Consider the following 15,130-nt stretch of genomic DNA (forward strand, 5'->3'; position numbering starts at 1 on the left):
CTGCCAGTTGGCGCGAACCTTACGTTTTCTTAACGTTTCCGGGGTCTGTAGACGGTAAACTGTCTGGGCATTCAGACAGGAGCCCCTCTTTTGGAAAGATTCAAAGGCGCGCTGATGATCGCCTTCCTGCGCCTTTTCGCCCTGCTGCCCTGGCCGCTGGTGCAGCGCCTGGGTGGATTCATCGGCTGGTGCATGTGGAAGCTGCCGACCCGCGCCAGCAAGGTCACCCGCATCAACCTCGCCCACTGTTTTCCCGAACTCGATGCCGCCGGTCTGGAACGGCTGTCGCGCGAGTGCCTGCGCGGCATCGGCAAGACCCTGACCGAAAGCGCCTGCGCCTGGATCTGGTCGCCGCAGCGTTCCTTGCGCCTGGTGCGCGAGGTGGAAGGGATGGACGTCCTGCAGGAAGCCCTGGCCTCCGGCGATGGCGTGGTGGGCATCACCAGCCACCTGGGCAACTGGGAGTTGCTCAACCACTTCTACTGCTCCCACGCCAAGCCGATCATCTTCTACCGGCCGCCCAAGCTCAAGGCGGTGGACGAGCTGCTCAAGCGCCAGCGGGTACAGCTGGGCAATCGGGTGGCGCCCTCCACCCCGGAAGGCATCATCAGCGTGATCAAGGAAGTCCGGCGCGGCGGCGCCGTGGGCATTCCGGCCGATCCCGAGCCGAGTCGCAGCGCCGGCCTCTTCGTGCCCTTCCTCGGCACCACCGCCCTGACCAGCAAGTTCGTGCCCTCGCTGCTGGCGCGCGGCAAGGCCCGTGGGGTGTTCTTCCATGCCGTGCGCCTGGCGGACGGCAGCGGCTACAAGGTGATCCTGGAAGCCGCGCCCGCGGCCATGTACGACCCGGATCCGGAGGTCTCGGTGGCCGCCATGAGCGAGGTACTGGCCGGCTACGTGCGGCGCTATCCGACCCAGTACATGTGGAGCATGAAGAGGTTCAAGAATCGCCCGGATGGCGAGGAGAAGTGGTACTAGGCCGTTTGCCAGCCCGGGTCATGCCCGGGCGCTGAACCTCGAGCGGTCATCCCATGAGCTATCGCTCGGCGCTTCGCCAGCACCGTTCGGTCGGTGCGCGGCTGACAGGCGCCGGGCTTTGCCGGAAGCTGCCAGGACCTCAAGGGAGCGCCTAAGCCAGGGAGTCAGGCGATGAATTCGCGCGATCAGCGCCAGCATACCCGTACCCCGCTCAAGTGCCGGCTGTGGATCGCCTATCCGGATGGCGAGATCGTCGGCGAGACCCGCGACCTGTCCGATGGCGGCGTCTATGTGGTGCACCCCGAGCTGACCCGGCTGCCGCAGGGCACCCGCGTGGTCGGCCAGGTGCTCGACCTGCCGATCGAAGCGCCCAAGGTGACCATGGAAGTCATGCGCACCGACGGTGACGGCGCGGGCCTCAGATTCCTGCGCGATCAGGACTGAGCGCGGCGCGCCAGGCGCTTGAGAAACACCGTCATCTCCTTTTCCGCCTGCTTGTCGCCCCTGGCCTGCGCCGCCTGCAGGCCCTGGGTCCAGGCCGCCTCGGCGCTGGCCAGGTCGCCACTCCCCTCATGGGCCTTGCCCAGCAGTTTCCAGGCCGCCGAATAGGCCGGATCGAATTCCACGCAGCGCGCCAGGTGCTCGATCGCCCGCGCCGGCTCTCCGGCATCCAGATAGCCCTTGCCCAGACCGAATCTGAGCAGGGCGTTGTCCTGGCCGCGGGCGAGCATCTTCTCCAGGGATTCGAGCATGGCGAGGTCTCCTACTTGGCGATCTTGATCAGCTTGCAGTAGTAGAAGCCGTCATGGCCGTCGGGCTGCGGCAGGAGCTGGCGACCATGGGGCTGGGCAAGGCCCCAGGTAGCGGGGATGTCCAGTTCGCGGGCGCCAGGGGTGCGGGCGAGAAAGGCGGCGAGGTTACTGCTGTTTTCTTCCGGTAGCACCGAACAGGTGGCGTAGACCAGGATGCCGCCCACCTCCAGCGTCGGCCAGAGGGCGTCCAGCAACTCGCCCTGCAGCTGCACCAGGGGCGCGATGTCGCTGGCCTGGCGGGTCAGCTTGATGTCCGGATGGCGGCGGATCACCCCGGTGGCGCTGCAGGGGGCGTCCAGCAGGATGCGCTGGAAGGGCGTGCCGTCCCACCAGTCGGCCACGGCACGGCCATCGGCAGCCAGGGTGCGCGCGGTGAGGCCCAGACGCGCCAGATTCTGCTCGACCCGCTGCAGGCGGCCGGCATCGGCGTCCAGCGCCACCACCTCGGCCAGCCCCGGCTCACGTTCCAGCAGATGGCAGGTCTTGCCCCCGGGCGCGGCGCAGGCGTCCAGCACCCGCTGGCCGGGCGCCAGTTCCAGCAGTTCGGCCGCCAGCTGCGCGGCTTCGTCCTGCACGCTCAAGCGACCCGCGGCAAAACCCGGCAGGGCGGTGACGTCCTGGGGCTGCAGCAGGCGGATGCCGTCGGCGCTGAAGGCGCAGGGCACGGCGTCGATACCGGCGGCGGCCAGCTCGGCCAGATAGGCATCGCGACTGCCCTGGCGACGATTGACCCTGAGGATCAGCGGCGGGTGCAGGTTGTTGGCCGTGGCGATGGCTTCCCAGTGCTCCGGCCAGCGCGCCTTGAGGGCTTTCTGCAGCCAGCGCGGATGGGCCAGGCGCGCCGCCGGGTCATGCTCCAGGGCCGGCAGCAGGCTGTCGTATTCGCGCTGGGCGCGGCGCAGCACGGCGTTGAGCAGGCCCTTGGCCGAGGATTTCTTCAGCTTGTCGACGCAGCCCACCGTCTCGCCGATGGCGGCGTGGGCGGGGATGCGCGTATGGAACAGCTGGTAGAGCCCGATCAGCAGCAGGGCTTCGAGATCGCGGTCGCCGGCCTTGAAGGGTTTATCCATGAGCTTTTCCGCCAGCAGCGACAGGCGCGGCTGCCAGCGGGCGGTGCCGAAGGCCAGATCCTGGGCCAGGGCGCGGTCACGCGGATCGACCTTGGCCAGTTGCTCGGGCAGGCTGCTGCCGAGGGAGGCGCGGCCGGCGAGGACCGCCGCCAGGGCGCGGGTAGCTGCCAGCCGCGGATTCATAGACCCAGCACCTGACCGGGGGCGAAGCGCTCACGACGGGCGTTGTAGAGATCGGCGAAGCCCAGCGGCTTGCCCCCGGGCAGCTGCAGCCGGGTCAGGCGCAGGGCGCCTTCACCGCAGGCGACCAGCAGGCCGGAGCGATCGGCATCCAGCACCATGCCGGGAACGCCCTGGCCTGCGGCCAGCTCCGCGGCCCAGACCTTGAGCGGTTCGCCGGCCAGGGCGGTGTGGCACAGCGGCCAGGGATCGAAGGCGCGGATACGGCGCTCCAGTTCCACCGCCGGACGGCCCCAGTCCAGCCGGGCCTCGTCCTTGTTGAGCTTGTGCGCATAGGTGGCCAGGTCATCGTCCTGCACCTCGCCCGCCAGGCTGCCGTCGGCCAGACCCGGCAGCGCCTGGACCACGGCGGCGGCGCCCAGGCTGGCCAGGCGATCGTGCAGGCTGCCGCCGGTATCGTCGGCGGTCAGCGGTGTGCTCACCTTGCTCAGCATGGGACCGGTATCCAGACCGGCTTCCATGCGCATCACGGTGACCCCGGATTCGGCATCGCCGGCCTCCAGGGCGCGCTGGATGGGCGCCGCGCCGCGCCAGCGCGGCAGCAGCGAGGCATGGCTGTTGATGCAGCCCAGGCGCGGGATGTCGAGCACCGCCTGGGGCAGGATCAGGCCGTAGGCCACCACCACCAGCAGATCGGGTTCCAGCGCCGCCAGGGTGGCCTGGGCCGCGGGATCGCGCAGGGTCGGCGGCTGCTGCACGGGAATGCCGTGGCTCAGCGCCAGCTGCTTGACCGGACTCATGGCCAGTTTCTGGCCACGCCCGGCGGGGCGATCCGGCTGGGTATAGACGGCGGCGATGGGATAACCGGCATCGATCAGCGCCTGCAGGTGCACGGCGGCGAATTCCGGGGTTCCGGCGAAGACGAGGCGGAGGGATCTGGACATGGCGGACCTGGCGGAAAGGGCGAGCGGCGGACGCCGAAGACGCCGTCCGCCAGGGCGATCAGGCCTTGTGGCGCTGCTGCTTTTCGAGCTTCTTCTTGATGCGATCGCGCTTGAGCGGCGACAGGTAGTCGACGAACAGCTTGCCGTCGAGGTGATCGATCTCGTGCTGGATGCACACCGCCAGCAGGCCGTCGCATTCCAGCTCGAAGGGCTTGCCGTCGCGATCCAGGGCCTTGACCCGGACGCGCTCGGGGCGGCAGACCTTTTCGTAGAAGCCGGGAATCGACAGGCAGCCTTCCTGGTACTCGCCCAGTTCCTGGGTGAGCGGCTCGGCCTCGGGATTGATGAAGACCAGCGGCTCGCTCTTGTCTTCGCTGACGTCGATCACCACCAGGCGGCGATGCACGTTGACCTGGGTGGCGGCCAGACCGATGCCGGGCGCTTCGTACATGGTCTCGAACATGTCGTCGATGGTCTGGCGCAGGGCGTCGTCCACCGTGTCGATGGGCTTGGCGACGGTGCGCAGGCGGGGATCGGGGAATTCGAGGATGTCTAGGATCGCCATGGCGTTGAGGGCACTTGTGGAATACAGTCAAGGGGCGCTGCTAAGATGCCGCAGCGTTGTTTCCACCCGGCTCGGGCTGGTCCCGAGTGGTGGATGACGTCGGTCGACGGGGATGAGCGCCTGCGCTGCCCGGTGCCGACAAAGGTGGCGATCAGGGCACGACTGGGGCGATTCCCCGACGTTTGCGTGAAGACGGTTCTTCAAGGCCAAGAGTGTAAAGGGATTCGACGCATGAGGAAATCTTTGTTCGCCCTGCTGCTGGTTGCAGGGGGCGCCCTGCAGTCGGCGTACGCAGCGGTCACCCTGCGTCAGGATCACCCGGAAAGCTACACCGTGGTTCGCGGCGATACCCTCTGGGACATCTCCGCCAGATTCCTCAGCAAACCCTGGGAATGGCCGGAGATCTGGCAGGCCAATCCGCAGATCAAGAATCCCCATCTCATCTATCCCGGCGACACCCTGGTACTGAGCTATGTCGACGGTCAGCCGCGCCTGCAGCTCAACCGCGGCGCCTCGCGCGGCACGGTCAAGCTGTCGCCCACGGTGCGCAGCACGCCCATCGCCGAAGCCATCCCGGCCATTCCGCTGGAAGCGGTCAACAGCTTCCTCTTGCAGAATCGCGCCATCGATTCGGCCGAACAGTTCCAGGCGGCGCCCTATGTGGTGGCCGGCAACGCCGAGCGGGTGGTGAGCGGCGCCGGCGATCGCATCTATGTGCGCGGCAAGCTGCAGCCGGGGGTCTCGGCCTATGGCATCTACCGCCAGGGCAAGACCTATGTCGATCCCAAGACCGGCGCCTTCCTCGGCATCAATGGCGACTTCATCGGCAGCGCCGATCTGGTCGCCCAGGAGGGCGACATCGCCACCCTGCGCCTGACCCGCACCACCCAGGAGGTGCGCCTGGGCGACCGGCTGTTCCCCACCGAGGAGCGGCTGGTGAACTCCACCTTCATGCCCAGCGCCCCGGCCCGCGACATCAACGGCCTGATCCTCGATGTGCCGCGTGGCGTCACCCAGGTCGGCCAGTTCGATGTGGTGACCCTCAACAAGGGCGCTCGTGACGGCCTGGCCGAGGGCAACGTGCTGGCGGTCTACAAGACCGGCGAGACGGTGCGTGATCGCATCACCGGCGAGCTGGTGAAGATCCCCGACGAGCGCGCCGGCCTGCTGATGGTGTTTCGCACCTACGACAAGATCAGCTACGGCCTGATCCTGACCGCCACCCGCCAGCTGGCGATCATGGACAAGGTGCGCAACCCCTAACCCCCTCCCGGGTCGCCAGGACGGCGACCGGCCACCCTCAAGGACGACACCATGGCCAGCTTCTCCCCTGCCGAGCTGGACGCTCGGCTGCGCCTGCACGCACTCCCCGAACTCGGCGCCGTGCGCCAGCGCCTGCTGCTGGACGCCTTTGGCAGCGCCAGCGCCGCCCTCAGTGCCCCGGCCTCCGCCTGGCGCGCCCTGCGCCTGCCGGCGGTGGCCGCGGAGGCCCGCCGCAGCCCCGCCACCCGCGAACGGGTCGACCAGGCCTTGGCCTGGCTGGACGGCCCCGAACGCCACCTGCTCTGCCTGGGCGACGAGCGCTATCCGGCGCTGCTCGCCGAGATCGCCGATCCACCCCCGCTGCTGTTCGTCGAAGGACGGATCGAGTTGCTCGAACGGCCGCAACTGGCCCTGGTCGGCAGTCGCCAGGCCAGCGCCCAGGGACTGGACAATGCCCGGCGCTTCGCCCACAGCCTGGCCGCGGCCGGCTTCTGCATCACCAGTGGCCTGGCGCTGGGCATCGATGGCGCGGCGCACCAGGGCGCCCTGGACGCCGGCGGCGGCACGGTCGCCGTGCTCGGCACCGGCCTGCGGCAGCTCTATCCGCGCCGGCACCTGGGGCTCGCCCGGCGCCTGCTGGCCGAGGGCGGCGTGCTGGTCTCGGAGTTGCCACTGGACTGCACGCCCCAGGCCGGCAACTTTCCACGGCGCAACCGGATCATCAGCGGTCTCAGCCTGGGTACCCTGGTGGTGGAGGCCAGTCCTTCCAGCGGTTCGCTGATCACCGCGCGCCTGGCCGCCGAACAGGGCCGCGAGGTGTTCGCCCTGCCCGGCTCCATTCATCATCCCGGGGCTCGCGGCTGTCACCAGCTGATCCGCGAGGGCGCGCAGCTGGTGGAAGGCGTGGAACACATCCTCGAAGCCCTGCAGGGCTGGCGCAGCCTGGCCCCGCTCGCTACCACCGCGGCGGTCGAGGAGCATCCCCTGTTGCGCCAGCTGGCCGCCGGACCGCTCAACAGCGAAGAACTGGCGCGGCTCTGCGAGCTGTCGCTGCCGGAGGTGCTGGTCCAGCTGACCGAGCTGGAGCTGGAAGGCCGGATCGTGGCGCAGCAGGGCAGCTGGTGTCGCCTCGGCTAGCGGGGGATGACTGGCATCGGCGGCGCGCTCGGGTAGACTTCAGGGATTTGGCGGAGGCAAGGCGATGCACAACAGCTGGCGAGTGCGGCAGGCGGCGCGAATCGTGCGCGAGGGGGGCGTCCTGGCCTACCCCACCGAGGCCGTCTGGGGCCTGGGCTGCGATCCCTGGGATCAGGCCGCGGTCTATCGCCTGCTGATGCTCAAGCATCGGCCCATGGAAAAGGGTCTGATCCTGGTGGCCGACAACATCCGCCAGTTCGACTTCCTGCTGCACGATCTGCCGGAAGAGTCCCTGGCCAAGCTGGCCAGCACCTGGCCGGGGCCCAACACCTGGCTGGTGCCGCACCACAATCGCCTGCCCGGCTGGGTGACCGGCGCCCACGCCACCGTGGCATTGCGAGTCTCCGAGCATCCCCTGGTGGGCGAACTCTGCGCCCTGACCGGGCCGCTGATCTCCACCTCGGCCAATCCCGCCGGTCGCCCGGCCGCCCGCACGCGGTTGCGGGTTCAGCAATACTTTCCCAAGGGCCTCGACGGCATCCTCACGGGTGAACTGGGCGGGCGCAAAAATCCCAGCGTGATTCGCGACCTGGTGACCGGCAAGGTCTTCCGACCCTAGGTCAGTCCAGCAGCTGGCGCAGCAACCGCGCCAGGGCATCGATCTGGAACGGCTTGGCCAGCGAGGGCTCGCCGTTCGGCGTCGGGCGCTCGGCGTGACCGCTGACGAACAGCACCGGCAGCTCCGGCCAGCGCTCGCGCAGGCGTCCTGCCAGCTCGGCGCCATCGAGATCCGGCAGGCCGAGATCGGTGATCAGCAGGTCACAGGGCAGGTCGCCGTCGACCAGGGTGAGCGCCGCCGAGGCACTGGCCGCGGTGCGCACGCGATAGCCCAGCTCGGTGAGCATCTCGCGCAGCAGCAGCCGCACCGAGACATCGTCTTCCACCAGCAGCAGGCGTTCGCCCCGACTCTGGGCGATGGCCGCCTGGGGCGTCGCGCTCGCCGCCGGCCGCTCGGGCTGGGCACAGGGCAGCCAGAGACTGACCCGGGTGCCACTGCCCAATTCGCTCTCCAGGGTCACGTGGCCACCGGACTGCTTGATGAAGCCATAGAGCATCGACAGGCCCAGGCCGGTGCCCTGGCCGATGGGCTTGGTGGTGAAGAAGGGATCGAAGGCGCGGTCCACCACCTCGGCGGGCATGCCGCTGCCGGTGTCGGCGATGGTCAGACGCACATAGTCGCCCGGCGGCAGGTCGTGTTCGGCGGCCAGGTCGGTGAGGTGATCAAGGGCGGTTTCCAGGGTCAGCTGGCCGCCCTCGGGCATGGCGTCGCGGGCGTTGATCACCAGATTCAGCAGGGCGTTTTCCAGCTGGTTGGTGTCGGTGCGCGCCGGCGGTAGTTGCAGCGCGAGGCTGCTGCGCAGGCTGATGCGTTCGCCCAGGGTGCGCTGGAAGAGTTCTTCCAGGGACAGGATCAGGTCGTTGACGTCCACCGGCCGCGGGTCGAGGGTCTGCCGGCGCGCGAAGGCCAGCAGCCGATGGGTCAGGGCCGCGGCGCGGGTGGCGGATTGCTCGGCGGTGTCCAGGTAGCGCTGCAGGTTGTCGTGACGACCCTGGTCGAGACGCCGGCGCAGCAACTCCAGGGAACCGCTGATACCGGTGAGCAGGTTGTTGAAGTCGTGGGCGATGCCACCGGTGAGATGGCCGATGGCTTCCATCTTCTGCGCCTGGCGCAGGGCGGCTTCGGCATTCTGCAGGGCCAGGGCGGCATCGTGCTCGACGGTGACGTCGCGGCCGAAGACATAGATGCGTCCGTCGTGATCGGCGGTGGCCTTCCACATCATGTGGCGCCAGGCGCCGTCGCGGGTGCGCAGGCGCCCGGGCAGATCGCTGAGCACCTCGCCGTGGCGCAGGGCGGCCAGACGCGGAAACACCGGTGGATCGTCCGGATGCTCCAGCGAGGTCGGCGGCTGGTGGCGCAATTCCTCGTCGTCCCAGCCCAGGGTGCGGCCCCAGGCGGGGTTGCGGCTGAGCCAGCGTTGTCCCTGGATGACGCCGAGCAGGTCGTCGGCCACGCGCCACATGCGGTCACGCTCGACGGTGCGCTCGTGGACCCGCTGTTCCAGCAATTCGGCCAGGCGCCGCAGGCGGTGCTCGGCCATGCGGATCTCGCTGACGTCGGTGTGCACGCCCACCCATTCGCAGACCACGCCGTTCTCCCGCACCGGCAGGGCGCGCACGCTGAAGGTGCGCCACTGGCCGTCGCGACAGCGCAGGCGGTGTTCGTCGTGGAAGTCCACCTGCTGCTGCACCGCCAGGCGCCAGCGACGCAGGGTGCGGGATGAGTCTTCGGGATGCAGGGCATCGGCCCAGCCGTCCTGCTGATACTGGGCATAGCTCTGCCCGGTCAGGGTGCTCCAGGCGAGTTGTTCGCCAAGCAGATGGCCCTGGGCATTGGTGGTCCAGACCACCCCCTGCACCGCCTCCACGGCATTGCGGAAGCGCTGGTTGGACAGGTGCAGCGCGGCTTCGGCCTGCTTGCGCTGGGTGAGATCGACCACCACCAGGCTTACCGACAGTTCCTGGCCGATTTCCGATTGCAGCGGCGAGCCATGCAGACTGACCCAGACCACCGAACCGTCGGGGCGCAGGAAACGCTGGTCCAGCTTGAAGCTGTCGCCGCGCTCGCGCAGGGTGTCGAGATGGCGCTCCAGGACGGCCCGATCCTCGGGATGGGTCTGGGCCTGCAGGGTCTGTTCCAGCACCCCCACCTCGTTGCGATCGAGCAATTCGCAATAGCGTCGATTGGCGAGCAGGATGCGCCCGCGGGCGTCGGTCTGGCAGATGCCGACCGCCGCCTGGTTGATCAGGCTGGCCAGGCGCGCGCTGTGTTCGCGCAGGGCGGTTTCCGCATCGACCCGCTGCTGGACGTCATCGAACAGGGTGACCGAGGCGATCACCTCGCCGGTGGCCGAGCGGACCGGTGCGCTGGATACTTCCAGCAGCCGGATGCTGCCGTCGGGTCGCCGATAGCGCATCAACTCCGGCGCCACTGCCTGGCCGCTGCGCAGCACCCGTACCGTGGGATAGTCGTCCACCGCATAGGGCTGACCATTGGCGTGCAGGGCGCCGATAGCGCCATAGCGCTCGTCCAGCGTCTCGCCGGCCGGACGCTTGCCGAGGAGGATGTCGACTCGGTCGTTGAGCATCACCGCTTCTTCGCTGCCGGCCTCGGTGATGGAGATGCCCAGGGGTGCCTGCTGCAGCACGCTGGCCAACAGGCCCTGTTCCAGCGACAGGCGCCGTTCGAGGTGTCGGGCCTGATCCTGGGTCTGCTGCCGCACCAGCAGGGCACCCAGCAGCAGGGCCAACTGATCCAGCAGCAGCCGGGTGTCCGCCTCGACGGCGCTGCCCAGCTGCAGATAGCCCAGGGGCTGAGTGGCCGGGCCGAATGGGATGAGCAACTGACCCGTTGGCGGACTGCCGGCCTCGGCCACGGACAGCAGCCGCGCCTGGGGATCGTCGGTCAGGTCGCGCAGGGCCTGGGTGGCGCACAGCCGCAGGGCGGCGAGATCCGTGGTGCCGCTGAGACGCCGTGACCATTCGCCGAGCGCCTGCAGGCGTTGCGGCAGGTCGCGCTCGGCACTGCGCCGGGCGGCAAACCGGGCCCGGCTCGCCGGGGCCTGCCAGACGTGCAGCAGCCAGCCCACGGGGACATCCGCCCGGCGCAGCGGCACCAGGTGCAGGTCGAGGCGTACCAGGTGACCGTCGCGGTGGCGCAGGCCCTGGGTCTGGCAGCGTTCGAGGGCAGTCAGCCAGCCGTCGGCCGGCGGCTCCGGGAGCAGCAGGCCGACGATGGATTCACCGAGCCAGTCCTGCGCCGTCCAGCCCAGCAGCCGGGCGACGGCCGGGCACCACTGCCCGATCCGCCCGTCGGCGGTCAGGGTGATCAGCGCCGTGTCCGTGGCGGTGTCGAGCAGGCTGGCGAGGGGGCTGGAGATAGGCATGACAAGGGCAGCGATCCGGCCGATTCTTGAAAGAACGTCAAGGCCGTGACGACCTGACTGTCCGACATAGACCGGCGTTTACCCCCGTCGTGCCGCCTGGCTGCAGGAAACTTAATGGCTGTCACGATTTCCCGGCCAGGCGTGCGGGCGTTTTGCCTCAGGGCAGCAGGATGGTCGAGCCGCTGGTCTCACGACCCGACAGCGCCCGATGCGCCTCCTGCACCTCGGCCAGTGGATAGCGCCGACCGATGTCCACCTGGATGCGGCCATCGGTGATCAGCTCGAACAGCTGATCGGCCATATCCTGCAGGGCCTCGGGCGAGGCGGCGTAGGTGGCCAGGGTCGGCCGGGTGACATAGAGCGAGCCTTTCTGCGAGAGGATCCCCAGGTTGACCCCGGTGACCGCGCCGGAGGCGTTGCCGAAGCTGACCATCAGGCCGCGGGGCGCCAGACAGTCCAGCGACATCTCCCAGGTGTCCTTGCCGACGCCGTCGTAGACCACCGGCACCTTGGCCCCGTCGGTCAATTCGCGGACCCGCGCCGGGACGTCTTCCTGGCGATAGTCGATCACCGCCCAGGCGCCCAGCGCCTTGGCCTTTTCCAGCTTTTCCGGCGAGCCGGCGGTACCGATCAGGCGCACGCCCAGGGCCTTGGCCCACTGGCAGGCCAGGGAGCCGACACCGCCGGCCGCGGCATGGAACAGCACGGTGTCGCCGGCCTGCAGCGGATAGGTCTGGCGCAGCAGGTACTGCACCGTCAGCCCCTTGAGCATGACCGCGGCGCCCTGCTCGAAGGACACCGCTTCCGGCAGGTGCACCAGATGCCGCTCGGGCAGCACATGGACCTCGGCATAGGCGCCCAGCGGGCCGGTGGCATAGGCCACGCGGTCGCCGGCCTTGAAGCGGGTGACCGCACTGCCGACCGCTTCCACTACCCCGGCGCCCTCGGTGCCCAGGCCGGAGGGCAGCGACGGCGGCGGATAGAGGCCGCTGCGGTAGTAGGTCTCGATGAAGTTGAGGCCGATGGCATGGTTGCGCACCTGCACCTCATCGGGGCCGGGCGCGGCGGGTTCGAAATCCACAAGTTCGAGTACTTCGGGACCACCGGTGCGACTGAACTGGATGCGCTGGGCCATGCTTGCGTGTCTCCTGGTTGGAGCCCTTGGCCGGGCTCTCTTGGGGTGAGCCTTCATCCAAGCCGCAACCGCGGGCCGCGTCAACCGGTCGGATACGGGTGTTATGCTCTCCGCCCTCCCCGCCTGTTGTGGAAATCCTTGCGATGAATCCCTCCCTGGAGGCCGTCAAGGCCTATCTGCTCGATCTGCAGGAGCGCATCTGCGCCGCACTGGAAGCCGAGGATGGCGCCGCCGCTTTCGTCGAAGACGCCTGGACCCGGCCGACCGGCGGTGGTGGCCGCACCCGGGTGATCGCCGAGGGCGCCCTGCTGGAAAAGGGCGGCGTGAATTTCTCCCATGTGCATGGCGACAGCCTGCCGCCCTCGGCCAGCGCCCATCGCCCGGAACTGGCCGGGCGCAGCTTCGAGGCCATGGGCGTCTCCCTGGTGATGCACCCGCGCAATCCCCATATCCCCACCGCCCATGCCAACGTGCGCTTCTTCCTGGCCGAAAAGCCCGGCGAGGCGCCGGTCTGGTGGTTCGGCGGCGGTCTCGACCTCACCCCCTACTACGGCAACGAGGCCGACTGCGTGCACTGGCACCAGGTCTGCCATGACGCCTGCGCGCCCTTCGGCGCCGACGTCTATCCGCGCTACAAGGCCTGGTGCGACCGCTATTTCCACCTCAAGCACCGTGGCGAGCCGCGCGGCATCGGCGGCCTGTTCTTCGATGACCTGAACGAGTGGGACTTCGAGACCTGCTTCGCCTTCCAGCGCGCCATCGGCGATGCCTTCGTCGACGCCTACCTGCCCATCGTCCAGCGTCGCCGCCACCAGCCGTACAGCGAGGCCGAGCGGGAATTCCAGGCCTATCGCCGCGGCCGCTACGTGGAATTCAACCTGGTCTATGACCGCGGTACCCTATTCGGCCTGCAATCCGGCGGGCGCACCGAGTCCATCCTCATGTCGCTGCCGCCCGAGGTGCGCTGGGGCTATGACTGGAAACCCGTGCCCGGCTCGCCGGAAGCGCGCCTGACCGATTTCTTCCTCACCGACCGCGACTGGCTCGCGCTCGCCTCGACGCCCGCAGGATAGACCCATGGATCGCTACGCCGTCTTCGGCAATCCCATCGCCCACAGCAAGTCGCCGCTGATCCACAGCCTGTTCGCCGACCAGACCGGCCAGCGCCTGCACTACGGGACGCTGCTGGCGCCGCTGGACGGCTTCAGCGAAAGCGCCCGCAGCTTCTTTCAGAGCGGCCTGGGCGCCAATGTCACGGTGCCCTTCAAGGAAGAGGCCTACCAGCTGTGCGATGAACTCACCCCGCGTGCGCGCCGCGCCGGGGCGGTGAACACCCTCAAGCGCCAGGCCAACGGTCGCCTGCTCGGCGACAACACCGACGGCGCCGGGCTGGTGCGGGATCTCACGGTCAACGCCGGTCTGCAGCTGGCCGGTCAGCGCGTCCTGGTGCTGGGCGCCGGCGGCGCCGTACGCGGCGTGCTGGAGCCCTTGCTGGCCTGCAATCCCGGGCAACTGGTGCTGGCCAATCGCACCGAGCTCAAGGCGGTGCAACTGGCGCGCGAATTCGCCGAACTGGGGACGATCGAGGTGGCGGCCTTCTCCACCCTGAGAGCGCCCTTCGACGTCATCATCAACGGCACCTCGGCCAGTCTCGGGGGCGGTCGCCCACCGCTGTCGGAAGCGGTGATCGGCCCGCAGACGGTGACCTACGACATGATGTACGGCAAGGACCTCACCCCCTTCAACCGCTGGGCCCTGGACGAGGGTGCCTTCCACACCCTGGACGGCCTGGGGATGCTGGTAGAACAGGCCGCCGAGGCCTTCGAACTCTGGCGCGGCGTGCGCCCCGACAGCGCGCCGGTGCTGGCGGAGTTAAGGCGGCAGCTGGGGTGAGGGGCAAGGCGTGGCTTGTTGGGCGAGGGCCATACTGGACATGCCAAGGCCGTCGTTGCTAGGGGCTCGAATCGCGGCCAGGGGCCGCTCCTACGGGATATATAACCGCTGTAGGAGCGGCCCATGGCCGCGATGAGACAGCACAGCAGCGCACGCAGTTAGGAGCAGCCGTATCGGCGGACAGCCATGGCCGCGATTGAGAGTCTTGCTGTGTGGGGTATGGCGAAGCCCGACGGACAGGCGTCAGCCCAACACCTGAGGTTGAACGCCGCGGGATACAGGAGACACCGGCCAAGCTTGGGCTATACCGAAGCCGATTTCGACCAGCAGAAACACCGCCAGCAAGGGACTGGCGCCCTGGTACAGCGCCCAGGCCTGCCAGAGGGCGAACAGGCCCCTGGCGACGGCATCGTAGCGTCCCAGCAGCAGCGAAGGCTTGGCCAGGCGCAGCACCGCCCAGACGCACATCAGGGAGCCGAGCAGATTGCCCAGCAAAAGGGCTTCCGGCGGGAATGCCGCCAGGGGCGCCAGGCCCAGTGCCTGGCCGAGCTCGTCGAGCTGTCGTAGCAGCCAGGCGAGACTCCAGGGGGTGGCGAAGGGCGCGGTGACCAGCAGATCATAGAGGGCGCTGGCACGGACCAGTCGCAGATAGGGCGCAAGCTTCCACATGGACGGACTTCCTTGAACGAGAGGAAGTCCAGTGTCGACCCTGGAGCAAAGTCCAGGGTCAAGGAGAACGGATGCGTATCGGCACCCTCGCCCAGGCCACCGGCCTGAGTCGCGACACCCTGAGATTCTACGAGCGCCGGGGACTGCTCCAGGCGCGGCGGCGGGCTAACGGCTATCGCGACTATCCGCCCGAAGCCGTGGAATGGCTGGGCTATATCCGCACCGCCCAGCGACTGGGTTTCAGCCTGCAGGAAATCGCTGCCAACCTTGAGGACGTCGAGCGCGCCGCCGATCCGGATGCCTATCTGCAAGAACTGCTGCGCGACAAGCTCAGGGTCATAGAGGCGCGCATCGACGAATTGCAGGCGTTGCGTGGGGTGCTGTATTCGCGCTTGGGTGAAGCCTGTCCGCTGCGGGGGTAGCCGAGCGTTGGGCTTCGCTGCGCTCAAGCCAACCTACCAACTGGAGATGGCCGCCTGC

At 68.7% G+C, this 15,130-nt stretch carries 15 protein-coding genes; 8 read left to right on the top strand and 7 right to left on the bottom strand.

Going from position 1 to position 15,130, the window contains the following annotated elements:
- Window positions 1–90: 90 nt before the first annotated feature.
- Window positions 91–978, top strand: coding sequence for a lysophospholipid acyltransferase (locus OXS31_RS00475; protein WP_044341240.1), 888 nt, complete (start codon window positions 91–93; stop codon window positions 976–978).
- 171 nt (window positions 979–1,149) lie between these two features.
- Entirely contained in the window at window positions 1,150–1,422 is a 273-nt protein-coding gene (locus OXS31_RS00480; protein ID WP_007160145.1) for a PilZ domain-containing protein, read from the top strand.
- Here OXS31_RS00480 and OXS31_RS00485 read toward each other — a convergent pair.
- Genes OXS31_RS00485 through def form a run of 4 tightly spaced genes read right to left on the bottom strand, consistent with a single transcriptional unit; the run spans window position 1,413 to window position 4,549 of the window.
- On the bottom strand, window positions 1,413–1,730 hold the full coding sequence (locus OXS31_RS00485) for a tetratricopeptide repeat protein (protein ID WP_007160146.1): 318 nt from the start codon (window positions 1,728–1,730) through the stop codon (window positions 1,413–1,415). The genes OXS31_RS00480 and OXS31_RS00485 overlap by 10 nt on opposite strands.
- Window positions 1,731–1,741: 11 nt before the next feature.
- The gene (gene rsmB, locus OXS31_RS00490) at window positions 1,742–3,043 is read right to left on the bottom strand and encodes a 16S rRNA (cytosine(967)-C(5))-methyltransferase RsmB (protein WP_144954704.1); all 1,302 of its coding nucleotides are present in this window, start codon (window positions 3,041–3,043) and stop codon (window positions 1,742–1,744) included.
- A complete protein-coding gene (fmt, locus tag OXS31_RS00495) occupies window positions 3,040–3,984 on the bottom strand; it encodes a methionyl-tRNA formyltransferase (protein ID WP_027598733.1) in 945 nt (314 codons plus the stop codon). Before fmt ends, rsmB begins: the two co-directional genes overlap by 4 nt.
- Window positions 3,985–4,042: 58 nt before the next feature.
- Window positions 4,043–4,549 (bottom strand): peptide deformylase, encoded by a 507-nt coding sequence (def, locus tag OXS31_RS00500; RefSeq protein ID WP_007160149.1) that lies wholly within the window; start codon window positions 4,547–4,549, stop codon window positions 4,043–4,045.
- Window positions 4,550–4,780: 231 nt separating this feature from the next.
- Here def and OXS31_RS00505 point away from each other — a divergent pair, with 231 nt between their 5' ends.
- From OXS31_RS00505 to OXS31_RS00515, 3 genes are all read left to right on the top strand, one after another.
- Window positions 4,781–5,812: a LysM peptidoglycan-binding domain-containing protein gene (locus tag OXS31_RS00505; protein WP_027598734.1), complete on the top strand. Its 1,032-nt coding sequence runs from the start codon at window positions 4,781–4,783 to the stop codon at window positions 5,810–5,812.
- Window positions 5,813–5,863: 51 nt separating this feature from the next.
- Window positions 5,864–6,949, top strand: coding sequence for a DNA-processing protein DprA (gene dprA, locus OXS31_RS00510; RefSeq protein WP_027600511.1), 1,086 nt, complete (start codon window positions 5,864–5,866; stop codon window positions 6,947–6,949).
- A gap of 64 nt (window positions 6,950–7,013) precedes the next feature.
- Window positions 7,014–7,568 carry a Sua5/YciO/YrdC/YwlC family protein gene (locus OXS31_RS00515; RefSeq protein WP_027600512.1) on the top strand — a complete coding sequence of 185 codons (555 nt, stop codon included), beginning with the start codon at window positions 7,014–7,016 and terminating at the stop codon, window positions 7,566–7,568.
- A gap of 1 nt (window position 7,569) precedes the next feature.
- Here the strand turns inward: OXS31_RS00515 and OXS31_RS00520 are convergent, their stop codons facing one another.
- Window positions 7,570–10,953, bottom strand: a complete 3,384-nt coding sequence (locus tag OXS31_RS00520) for a PAS domain S-box protein (protein ID WP_027600513.1) — start codon at window positions 10,951–10,953, stop codon at window positions 7,570–7,572.
- A gap of 157 nt (window positions 10,954–11,110) precedes the next feature.
- Window positions 11,111–12,088 carry an NADPH:quinone reductase gene (locus OXS31_RS00525; RefSeq protein ID WP_027598738.1) on the bottom strand — a complete coding sequence of 326 codons (978 nt, stop codon included), beginning with the start codon at window positions 12,086–12,088 and terminating at the stop codon, window positions 11,111–11,113.
- A 143-nt stretch (window positions 12,089–12,231) separates the two neighbouring features.
- Here OXS31_RS00525 and hemF point away from each other — a divergent pair, with 143 nt between their 5' ends.
- Window positions 12,232–13,161 carry an oxygen-dependent coproporphyrinogen oxidase gene (hemF, locus tag OXS31_RS00530; RefSeq protein ID WP_074583330.1) on the top strand — a complete coding sequence of 310 codons (930 nt, stop codon included), beginning with the start codon at window positions 12,232–12,234 and terminating at the stop codon, window positions 13,159–13,161.
- Between the two features lie 4 nt (window positions 13,162–13,165).
- On the top strand, window positions 13,166–13,981 hold the full coding sequence (gene aroE / locus OXS31_RS00535; protein WP_027600514.1) for a shikimate dehydrogenase: 816 nt from the start codon (window positions 13,166–13,168) through the stop codon (window positions 13,979–13,981).
- 243 nt (window positions 13,982–14,224) lie between these two features.
- On the opposite strand, the gene OXS31_RS00540 is transcribed toward aroE, so the two are convergent.
- Complete coding sequence (locus OXS31_RS00540; RefSeq protein WP_267396962.1) at window positions 14,225–14,650, bottom strand: hypothetical protein; 426 nt, start codon at window positions 14,648–14,650, stop codon at window positions 14,225–14,227.
- A gap of 71 nt (window positions 14,651–14,721) precedes the next feature.
- On the opposite strand from OXS31_RS00540, the gene OXS31_RS00545 reads away from it, so the two are divergent.
- Window positions 14,722–15,072: a MerR family transcriptional regulator gene (locus tag OXS31_RS00545; RefSeq protein ID WP_027600516.1), complete on the top strand. Its 351-nt coding sequence runs from the start codon at window positions 14,722–14,724 to the stop codon at window positions 15,070–15,072.
- Window positions 15,073–15,130: the final 58 nt, after the last annotated feature.

This window comes from Pseudomonas sp. GM_Psu_1 (assembly GCF_026544185.1).
Lineage (GTDB): Bacteria > Pseudomonadota > Gammaproteobacteria > Pseudomonadales > Pseudomonadaceae > Chryseomonas > Chryseomonas oryzihabitans.